Below are 8,873 nucleotides of genomic sequence, written 5' to 3'. Positions count from 1 at the left end.
CCGGGGCCGCACTGCGGTCACTTCAATAGGCGGAGTGACAGATCTGTGACACCTCCGAACACGGCGAGCAGCCCCTGCTCGACCGAGGCCGAGCAGGGGCTACTCGCTGTGTTGGTCAGCGGAAGCGCAGTACCGCGGTGCTGCCGCCGACGAGGACGGGTCCGTATTGGTCCGGGTCACCGAACGAGCGGTAGTTGATCACCGGGTCGCCTGCTCGCACGAGGGCTGTGGCGCACGCGAGGCACCAGGGCTGCGGTGGCTGCACGTCTCGGTCCTCGATCGCCGCCTCGGCGGTGCGACACTGCGCGCAGATCGACATGCAGCCCTCCTGGCTGTCTCAGCCCCAGCTGGAACCGCACGCGGTGCAGCCCCAACGGCCTTCCATGGTCTGGTAGGTGTTCCCCGACCCGCAGATCGGGCACGCCGTCATCTCGGTGCCCTGGCCGCTCTCCGGCAGGCTACCGTGCGTCGGGTTGGTGTGGTGGGTGGTCTGGACGCTCGGGCGGTCGAGCAGCCGCTCGCGCTGATCGCACAGGTGTAGCGCCTGCCGCTTCACGCCGTAGGCCTCGCGTCGGAGGGGCACGCCGATGTCGCCTGGCCTGCAGCGGATCGGGCGCTCGCGGCAGCGCAGGCCAGTGGTGACCCGGTGGTCCGGGGAGAAGCAGCCCGGGTTCCGGCGATCACGCTGCGGCGCGCCGGCCGCCCGGCCCGCTCCGGGGCTCCGCGAACCACCCTGTTCACGGTCGACGCGACCAGAGCGCAGGCGGACCTGTACTGGATCGGCGTGCACTCCGCCCTGGGCACTCCCGACGAGGGCGTGCAGTACGCGGCGCGGATCGCCCCGGAGCGGCTGCCGACTGCCGAGCGCCAGGCCCGATTCGGTACGGACTGCGCCCGCATGTGGCACCACCTCGGCGACCACCGCCGGACCGTCGCCGCGTTGCAGTTCACCGAGCGGGTCGCCCCGGAGGAGGTACGCCGACCGGCCCTGCGGGCGTTGACGGCGGACCTCCTCTATGCGCCGGTCACCGTGCCCGGCGTGCGGGAACTCGCCACCCGCACAGGCGCCTCGTAGGCCCGGCCCCTCCTGGTGGCGGCCCCGCCCCGGGGGGGTGGTGGTCGGCGAGCCCTAGTTCTCAGCGTCCGCAAGGGGCTTGACCCAGCGGGTCCACTGCGGTTCGGGGTGGTAGCCGGCGGCCTGCCAGGTGCGGTGGCCGAGGGCGTTGTCGTCCAGCACCATCGCGTCGGCGCGGCGGCCGCCGAGTGCGGCGAAGCGCTCCTCCGCGGCGGCCAGCAGGGCGGCGCCGATGCCCCGGCGGCGGTGGTCGGGGTCGACGGCGAGGCGGTACAGGTGGCACCGCCAGCCGTCCCAGCCGGCGATGACGGTGCCGAGCGGGGTGGCCGGGGCGTCGGCCGCGGTGGCGACGATCAGGCACTGCGGGTCCCGGGCGAGCAGCGCGGCGACGCCCGCCTCGTCGTCGGTGATGCTGGTGCCCTTGGCGGCCCGGGCCCAGAGGGCGAGCAGGGCGGGGATCTCCTCGGGCCGGGCGGGGCGCAGCACGATCTGTTCGGCGGTGCCGTTCTGTTCGGTCATGCCGGTCTGTCTAGCAGGGGGTCCGGCCGGGCCGCCCGGAATTCCGGGGCGTGGACGGCCCCCTGGTGGGAACGGCCGGCGGTCAGCCGAGGCGCCACACGGTGGTGGTCTTGACCGAGGCGTCCTCCAGGTCCGCCACCACCGGCACCTGGTAGGCGGCCACCGCGGTGAACCGGTCCCGGGGCAGGTAGGCCCGGCCCGGGTCGCCGACGATGACGGTGGCGCCGCGGGCGGCGGCCCGTTCCAGGAAGGGCAGGAAGCGGGCGGCCATCTCGCGTTCGTAGAACACGTCGCCGGCCAGTACCACCTCGGCCGGGGCGCCGTCCCCGTCCACCAGGTCGACCAGCGCGCCGTCCACCCGTACGCCGTTGGCCTCGCCGTTCAGGCCGATGGCGGCGACCGCGTAGGCGTCGATCTCGGCGGCCCGCACCTGCGTCGCGCCGCGCAGCGCGGCCGCCACGCCGACCAGTCCGGAGCCGGCCGCGATGTCCAGCACCGCCCGGCCGTCGACCAGTTCGGGGTGGTCCAGCACGTAGCGCGCGACCGCGACCCCGCCGGCCCAGGCGAAGGCCCAGAACGGCGGCGGCAGTCCGGCCCGGCCGCGTTCGCTCTCGGTGGTCTCCCACAGCGCGATGGCGTCCTGCGCCATGTGCAGGCGGATCTCGGGCACGAAGGGGACGGGCGTCAGCTCGGTCTCCCGCAGGATGAAGGCCTGATCGGTGTCCGGTCGATGAACTCGCAGCTCACTCGGCATGCCCGCAGCATAGGGCCCGCCGGACCCCGCTCACGCCCGCTCACACCCGCTCACGCCCGCCCGGCGGCCCGCTGGGTGCGCCGGGCCAGCGAGTCGACCACGACGGCGGCCAGCAGCACCGCGCCGGTGATCATGAACTGGATGGCGTTGCTCAGGCCCTGGATGTTCATCCCGGACTGGATCGAGCCGATCACCAGCGCGCCAAGCAGCGCCGACCAGGTCTTGCCGCGCCCGCCGAACAGGCTGGTGCCGCCGATGACGGCCGCCGCGATGGCGTTCATCAGCAGGTTGCCGCCGCCGGAGGTCTGGCTGGCGGACTGGATCTGCGCGGCCAGGAACAGGCCGCCGATCCCGGCCATCGTGGAGCAGATGGCGAAGACGCTGATCCGGATCCACGAGACGTTGATGCCGGCCCGGCGGGCGCCCTCGATGTTGCCGCCGAGCGCGAACACCTGGCGGCCGTACGTGGTGCGGCGCAGCACGAAGTCCAGCACCACGATGAAGATCAGGAAGATCAGCAGGGCCAGCGGCAGCCCCTTGTACTGGTTGAGGGTGTACGCGGCGAGGAAGGCGATCACCGCCAGCAGCACCGTCCGCAGCACGATGTCGGTGACCGGCCGGGACGGCACGCCCGCGGCCTGCCGTCGCCGGGCGTCGACCAGCGAGGCGAACAGGAACAGCAGCACGCCGACGGCCGCCGCGCCGTACGCGGCGATCTGCTGGCCGTAGATGGTGCTGTAGAGCCGGGAGACGATGTCCTTGCCGGAGAGGTTGACGGTGCCGCTGGCGCCGAGCACCTGGAGCATCAGGCCGTTCCAGCCGAGGTTGCCGGCCAGGGTGACGACGAAGGCCGGGACGCCGATCTTGGCGAAGAAGAAGCCGTGGACCGTACCGACGATCGCCCCGCCGACGATCGCGGTGATCAGGGCGACCCACTGGTTGACGCCGTTGGTGACGTTCAGGACGGCGAAGATCGCCGCGCACAGGCCGCTGACCGAGCCGACCGAGAGGTCGATCTCGCCGAGCAGCAGCACGAAGACCACGCCGATCGCGATCATCCCGGTGCCGACGATCTGCTGGGACAGGTTGGAGAGGTTCTGCGCGGACAGGAAGGAGCTGTTGAGGCTGCCGAACACCGCCCAGATCACGATCAGGGCCAGCACGACGGGCAGCGAGCCCAGTTCGCCGCTGCTCATCCGGCGGCGGAACTCGCCCAGGTAGCCCTTGACGCCCTCCTGGCGGACGATCAGCCGGGGGTCGACCGCGGGGGTGGCCTCCGGGGCGACCGGGACGGGCGCGTTGACGCCGCCGGTGGGCATGGCGTCCTCGGGCAGCGGGGGGCGGTGGCGTTCGGGTTCGCCGCCGGGGGTGTTCCCGGGGGTGTGGTCGCTCATTGGGACCCCTCCTGGCCGCGGGCCCTGCGGCGGGTCACGGCGTTGTCCGTGGCGCCGGTGATGGCCGAGATGATCTCTTCCTGGTTGGTGCCGCGCCGGTCGAAGACGCCGTTGTTGCGGCCGAGGCGCAGCACCGCGACGGTGTCCGCGACGGCCATCACGTCCGCCATGTTGTGGCTGATCAGGATGACGCCGTGGTCCTGCTCGCGCAGCCGCTCGACCAGGTCGAGGACCTGGGCGGTCTGCTCGACGCCGAGGGCGGCGGTCGGCTCGTCCAGCATCACGACCTTGGGCGAGCCGATCAGGGCCCGGGCGATGGCGACGACCTGGCGCTGGCCGCCGGAGAGCGAGGCGACCGGGATCCGCACGCTGGGGATGCGGATGGAGAGGGTGTCCAGCAGCGTCCGGGAGCGCTTCTCCATGGCGACCTCGTCGAGGATGCCGAAGCGCCGGATCTCGCGGCCGAGGAAGAGGTTCCCGACTACGTCGAGGTTGTCGCACAGCGCGAGGTCCTGGTAGACCGTGGCGATGCCCAACTGCTGGGCGTCCTGCGGCCGGTGGATGCTCACCGGCCGGCCCTGCCACTCGATGGCGCCGTCGTCGGGCTGGTGCACCCCGGCGATCGACTTGACCAGGGTGGACTTCCCGGCGCCGTTGTCGCCGACCAGGGCCAGCACCTCGCCGGTGTGCACCTCGAGTTCGATGTCGGTGAGCGCCTGGACGGCGCCGAACCGTTTGGAGACCCCGCGCAGGGCCAGTACGGTCTCACCTGGCACAGTGACCAACTCCCTTGCCCCGCCTCCTCGGTGGAGGCGGGGCGGTTCGGATTCCGGGCCGCCTACTCCTGGCCGCCTACTACTGGCCGCCCGCTACTGGAGGCCGGCGCTCTTGCAGGCGTCGGCGTAGTCCGGGGTGCAGATCTGGGCGACGGTGTACAGGCCGTCCTGGACCACGGTGGTCTTGATGTTGTCCTTGGTGACGACGACCGGGGTGATCAGGTTGGCGGGCACCTTGTTGCCGCTGCCGTTGGTCACGGTGGTCGGGACCAGGCTGGCGTCCAGCGCCTTGCCGGAGGCCAGGGCGACGGCCATCTGCCCGGCGATGTCGGTCTCCGGCTTGAACGGCTTGTAGATCGTCATGGTCTGGGTCCCGGCCACGATCCGCTGGATGCCGTCGAGTTGGGCGTCCTGGCCGGTGAGCGGGACGCTCAGGCCGGCCGCCTTGAGCGCGGTCGCGACACCCGCGGCCATGCCGTCGTTGGCCGAGTAGGCGCCGACCACGTTCGGCCCGCCGATCGCGGTGATCGCGGCGGCGGCCTCCTGGTTGGCGGTGTTCGGGTCCCACTGGGGGGTGTCGTACTCCTTGCCGATCTTGAGCTTGCCGTCGATCGCGCTGTGCGCGCCGGCCTTGAAGTCGGCCGCGTTGGGGTCGGTCGGCGAGCCGTTGATCATGAAGATCTCGCCCGCGTTCGCCTTGCCGCCGACCGCCGCGACCAGGGCCTGGCCCTGGAGCTCGCCGACCTTGTGGTTGTCGAAGGACACGTACGCGTCGGCCGGGCCCTGGGCGAGCCGGTCGTAGGCCAGCACCTTGACGCCCGCGTCGTGGGCCTTCTGCACGGAGGACTGGATCGACTTGGCGTCCACCGCGTCCAGGATCAGCACCTTGTCGCCCTTCGTGAGGGCGGTGTCCACCTGGGTCTGCTGGAGGGTCGCGTCCTGGTTGGCGTTGTAGTAGTCGATCTGCGCGTCCGGCGCCAGCTCCTTGATCTTCTTCTCGATCAGCGGGCGGTCGAACTGCTCGTAGCGGGTGGTCTTGGTCTCCGGCAGCAGCAGGCCGATCCGCACCGCACCGACCGCGGCCGTCCCGCCGCCGCTCGCGGCGGCCGAGCCCGACGAACCGCCGCCTGACGAGGACTGCTTGGCGCTGCCGCAGGACGCCGCGCCGAGGCCGAGGGAAACCACTGCGGTCACCGCGAGGACGCGGCGGAGCCTGATGCTCATCGGGAAGCCTCTCCGATTGAATCCGCCCCCCTGCCCTCCGAGTCTGGGAAGCCATCAGCGCCTCCACGACCCAGGTGCGCCAAACGGGCGTGCCCGCGGTCGTCGGGCCGCGGCTCGTCGGGCAGCGGCTCGTCGGGTCGCAGCTCGTCGGACCGCCGCCCGTCGGGTCGCGGCTCGTCGGCGCCCGGTGCGGTCGCTACTCCCCCGCCAGCGGCAGCGCGGCGGTGAGCCGGGCACCGGCCTCCGTCGGGGTGACGGTGAGGGTGCCCCGGTGGTGGCGGGCGATGTCGCGGGCGATCGGCAGGCCCAGGCCGCTGCCGCCGTGGTCGCGGGAGCGGGCGTCGTCGAGGCGGGTGAAGCGTTCGAAGACCCGCTCCCGGTCGGCGGGCGGGATGCCGGGCCCGTCGTCCTCGACGTCCAGCAGGGCGAGGCCGCGCCCGGGGTCGGCGGCCAGCCTGACGTGCACGGTGGTGGCGGCGTGCCGCTCGGCGTTGTCCAGCAGGTTGGTGAGCAGCCTGCCCAGCCAGAGCGGGATGCCGTCGACGGCGACCCCGGGGGCGAGGTCGGTGGTGCGGCGGTGCAGGCCGGGCGGGCGGGCCAGCACGGTGGTGGCGACCAGCTCGGTGAGGTCGGTCCGCCGGCGCGGCCGGTCGTCGGTGCCGCCGGCGTCGAGGCGGGCAAGCAGCAGCAGGTCGGTGGCGAGGTTCTGCAGCCGGTCGGTGTCCTCCAGCGCGCCGTGCACCAGCTCGGCGCGGACCGCCGGGTCCGGGTGGGTGTCGGCGACCTCCAGCTGGGTGCGCAGCACGGCGAGCGGGCTGCGCAGTTCGTGCGAGGCGTCGGCGATGAACTCGCGCTGGCGCCGGCCGGAGGCCTCCAGCCGGTCGAGCATCGCGTTCATGGTGGCGGCGAGCCGGGCGATCTCGTCGGCGGTGCCCGGTTCGGGGACGCGGCGGTGCAGGTCCTGGCCGGTGATGGCGTCGACCTCGGCGCGGATCGCCTCCACCGGCCGCAGCGCCTGCCCGGTGACCTTCCAGGTGACCACCACCCCGGTGAGCAGCAGCAGCGGGCAGGCGACGGCCAGACCGGCCTGGGTGATGTCCATGGCCTCGTCGGCGGCGCGCAGCGAGGCGCCCGCGTACACGGTGACCGGGCCGGTCGGGGTGTCGGCGGTGACGGCGGCGAGCCGCTGGCGGTGGTGCTCGTACAGCGGGTCGACGTCGTCGGTGGTGTGCGAGCCGGTACGCCCGGCGACGGACAGCGCCGGGCGGCCGGCCAGGTTGGGGCTGGCCGCGAGGACGCTGCCGCGGGCGTCGACGACCTGGAGGAAGTCGGTGCCGTGCGCGGCGTGCAGGACGGGTGCCAGCCGCCCCTGGGCGGCGAGTTGGGCGACCGAGTCGGCCTGCTGCCGGGTGGCGGAGGTCGCGGAGGCGACCAGGTCGGCGCGGACGGCGGCGAGCAGTCCGGCCCCGGCCAGGACGAGGGCCGCGGCCAGCACCGTACCGGCGGCCGCGGTGGCCCGGGCGCGCACCGTCCTCGGGACGAACCGGCGGAGCACGGAGGGCAGACGGCGCAACCGGCTGAGCACGGACGGCAGTCGGCGCAACCGTCGGAGTACGGAGGGGACCTGCCGCGGTCCGGGGCGGCGGGAGCGGCGCACCTCAGCCGCCGGCCGGGTCGAGCCGGTAGCCGGCGCCGCGCATGGTCTGCAGGGCGGCCCGGCCGAAGGGCGCGTCGATCTTGCGCCGCAGGGCGTGGACGTGCACCTCGACGATGCTCGGGTCGGCGTCGTGGTGGGCGTCCCAGACCTGGTCGAGGATCTCGCGCTTGGAGACCACCGTGCCGGCCCGGGCGGCCAGGTGCTCCAGGATCGCGAACTCCCGGGCGGTCAGGTGGGTCGGGGTGCCGGCCCGGGTGCAGGTGCGGGCGTTGGCGTCCAGGACCAGGTCGCCGAGGGTGTGCAGCCGGGGGCGCTGCTGGTCGATCCGGCGGTGCAGTGCGCGCAGCCGGGCGAGCAGGACGACGAAGGAGAACGGTTTGGCGAGGTAGTCGTCGGCGCCGGTGTCCAGGGCCTCGGCCTCGTCCCACTCGCCGTCCTTGGCGGTGAGCATCAGGATCCCGGCCCGGCAGCCGGCCTCGCGCAGCCGGGCGCAGACCCGGTAGCCGTTGAGGCCGGGCAGCATGATGTCGAGGACGATCACGTCGTAGGGGTGGCGCTCGGCGAGGGCGAGGCCCTCGGGGCCGTTGTGGGCGGTGTCCACGGTGTGGCCGTCGGCCTCCAGGCCGCGCCGCAGCGCGGTGGCCATCCGCTGTTCGTCCTCCACGACGAGTATGTGCATCCGTTCAGGGTGCCAGGCCGCCGTGAGTGATCTTGCGGCGGCTTAAGCGTGGGTTCAGGTGCGGTCCGCCATGATCGCCGGGCGCGGAGCGCAGCGCCGCACTTCCCAGGCAAGGAGCACGCCCGATGACCGATCCCCAGTCGTCCTTCACCCCGTCGTCCGGTGAGGAGCCGGAGGTCCCCGAACTGCCGCCGCTGTCGCCCCGGCGCCGTCGCGCGCAGCGGCTGCGCGCCTGGGCGGGCGGCAAGGAGCGCCGGCTCGCCGCCGGGGTGGTGACGGTGGCGCTGCTCGGCGCGGGCGGGCTGGCCGTCGCGGTGGCGGCCCACGAAGGACACGGGGAGGGTGGCCGCGGGCACCGCGAGGCGGCGGCCTCGGCCGAGGACGGCGCCGGACGCGGGGACGGGCACGGCGGCGGACACGGCGCCGGACGCGGGCAGGAGCAGGAGCGCGGCCGCGGGCAGGAGCAGGGACACCGGCACGGGCAGCAGCGCGGCGGCGAGGGCCAGCAGCAGGGCCAGGGCCGGGCGCAGGGCCAGGCGCCCGCCCCGCTGCCCTCGGTCGGCGCCTCCACCGCCCTGGACAAGGCCCAGGCCGCCGTGCCGGGCGGCCGCGCCGAGTCGCTGCGCCGGATCACCGAGCAGGGCGGCGGGGCCGCCTGGGCCGTGTCGGTCGTCGGCCAGGACGGCGTGCGCCACCTGGTGACGGTGGACGGCACCAACGGTGAGCTGACCTCCAACACCACCGTCGGGAACGCCGGCGCCACCGGCAACACCGCCGACGGCGCCGAGGGCTGAC

Annotated in this window: 11 protein-coding genes; 2 read left to right on the top strand and 9 right to left on the bottom strand. The window is 73.8% G+C overall.

The window, feature by feature from the left end:
- Positions 1 to 115 precede the first annotated feature (115 nt).
- Together ACFXOZ_RS33835 and ACFXOZ_RS33830 are read right to left on the bottom strand one after the other, a co-directional pair.
- Complete coding sequence (locus tag ACFXOZ_RS33835) at positions 116 to 319, bottom strand: hypothetical protein (RefSeq protein ID WP_380593720.1); 204 nt, start codon at positions 317 to 319, stop codon at positions 116 to 118.
- A gap of 18 nt (positions 320 to 337) precedes the next feature.
- Complete coding sequence (locus ACFXOZ_RS33830) at positions 338 to 583, bottom strand: hypothetical protein (protein WP_380593719.1); 246 nt, start codon at positions 581 to 583, stop codon at positions 338 to 340.
- 63 nt (positions 584 to 646) lie between these two features.
- On the opposite strand from ACFXOZ_RS33830, the gene ACFXOZ_RS33825 reads away from it, so the two are divergent.
- Positions 647 to 1,075: a hypothetical protein gene (locus ACFXOZ_RS33825; RefSeq protein WP_380593718.1), complete on the top strand. Its 429-nt coding sequence runs from the start codon at positions 647 to 649 to the stop codon at positions 1,073 to 1,075.
- Positions 1,076 to 1,129: 54 nt separating this feature from the next.
- Here ACFXOZ_RS33825 and ACFXOZ_RS33820 read toward each other — a convergent pair whose 3' ends face one another.
- From ACFXOZ_RS33820 to ACFXOZ_RS33790, 7 genes are all read right to left on the bottom strand, one after another.
- Complete coding sequence (locus ACFXOZ_RS33820; RefSeq protein ID WP_380593717.1) at positions 1,130 to 1,594, bottom strand: GNAT family N-acetyltransferase; 465 nt, start codon at positions 1,592 to 1,594, stop codon at positions 1,130 to 1,132.
- An 82-nt stretch (positions 1,595 to 1,676) separates the two neighbouring features.
- Positions 1,677 to 2,348, bottom strand: a complete 672-nt coding sequence (locus tag ACFXOZ_RS33815; protein ID WP_375886386.1) for a methyltransferase — start codon at positions 2,346 to 2,348, stop codon at positions 1,677 to 1,679.
- 50 nt (positions 2,349 to 2,398) lie between these two features.
- Complete coding sequence (locus tag ACFXOZ_RS33810; protein WP_380593723.1) at positions 2,399 to 3,667, bottom strand: sugar ABC transporter permease; 1,269 nt, start codon at positions 3,665 to 3,667, stop codon at positions 2,399 to 2,401.
- A 71-nt stretch (positions 3,668 to 3,738) separates the two neighbouring features.
- Positions 3,739 to 4,518 (bottom strand): ATP-binding cassette domain-containing protein, encoded by a 780-nt coding sequence (locus ACFXOZ_RS33805; protein ID WP_375886383.1) that lies wholly within the window; start codon positions 4,516 to 4,518, stop codon positions 3,739 to 3,741.
- 93 nt (positions 4,519 to 4,611) lie between these two features.
- Complete coding sequence (locus tag ACFXOZ_RS33800) at positions 4,612 to 5,742, bottom strand: sugar ABC transporter substrate-binding protein (RefSeq protein WP_375886380.1); 1,131 nt, start codon at positions 5,740 to 5,742, stop codon at positions 4,612 to 4,614.
- A 196-nt stretch (positions 5,743 to 5,938) separates the two neighbouring features.
- Positions 5,939 to 7,327 (bottom strand): sensor histidine kinase, encoded by a 1,389-nt coding sequence (locus tag ACFXOZ_RS33795; protein ID WP_380593716.1) that lies wholly within the window; start codon positions 7,325 to 7,327, stop codon positions 5,939 to 5,941.
- A gap of 73 nt (positions 7,328 to 7,400) precedes the next feature.
- Positions 7,401 to 8,078: a response regulator transcription factor gene (locus tag ACFXOZ_RS33790; RefSeq protein ID WP_375886375.1), complete on the bottom strand. Its 678-nt coding sequence runs from the start codon at positions 8,076 to 8,078 to the stop codon at positions 7,401 to 7,403.
- Positions 8,079 to 8,203: 125 nt separating this feature from the next.
- On the opposite strand from ACFXOZ_RS33790, the gene ACFXOZ_RS33785 reads away from it, so the two are divergent.
- Positions 8,204 to 8,872, top strand: a complete 669-nt coding sequence (locus tag ACFXOZ_RS33785; protein ID WP_380529898.1) for a PepSY domain-containing protein — start codon at positions 8,204 to 8,206, stop codon at positions 8,870 to 8,872.
- Position 8,873: the final 1 nt, after the last annotated feature.

Source organism: Kitasatospora sp. NPDC059160, assembly GCF_042755465.1.
Taxonomy (GTDB): domain Bacteria; phylum Actinomycetota; class Actinomycetes; order Streptomycetales; family Streptomycetaceae; genus Kitasatospora.
This window is presented reverse-complemented; position numbering and strand designations above follow the sequence as displayed.

Coding starts and splice junctions, on each gene's coding strand:
- ACFXOZ_RS33835 (WP_380593720.1), bottom strand. CDS start 319: ATGTCGATCTGCGCGCAGTGTCGCACCGCCGAGGCGGCGATCGAGGAC.
- ACFXOZ_RS33820 (WP_380593717.1), bottom strand. CDS start 1,594: ATGACCGAACAGAACGGCACCGCCGAACAGATCGTGCTGCGCCCCGCC.
- ACFXOZ_RS33815 (WP_375886386.1), bottom strand. CDS start 2,348: ATGCCGAGTGAGCTGCGAGTTCATCGACCGGACACCGATCAGGCCTTC.
- ACFXOZ_RS33810 (WP_380593723.1), bottom strand. CDS start 3,667: ATGCCCACCGGCGGCGTCAACGCGCCCGTCCCGGTCGCCCCGGAGGCC.
- ACFXOZ_RS33800 (WP_375886380.1), bottom strand. CDS start 5,742: ATGAGCATCAGGCTCCGCCGCGTCCTCGCGGTGACCGCAGTGGTTTCC.
- ACFXOZ_RS33790 (WP_375886375.1), bottom strand. CDS start 8,078: ATGCACATACTCGTCGTGGAGGACGAACAGCGGATGGCCACCGCGCTG.
- ACFXOZ_RS33785 (WP_380529898.1), top strand. CDS start 8,204: ATGACCGATCCCCAGTCGTCCTTCACCCCGTCGTCCGGTGAGGAGCCG.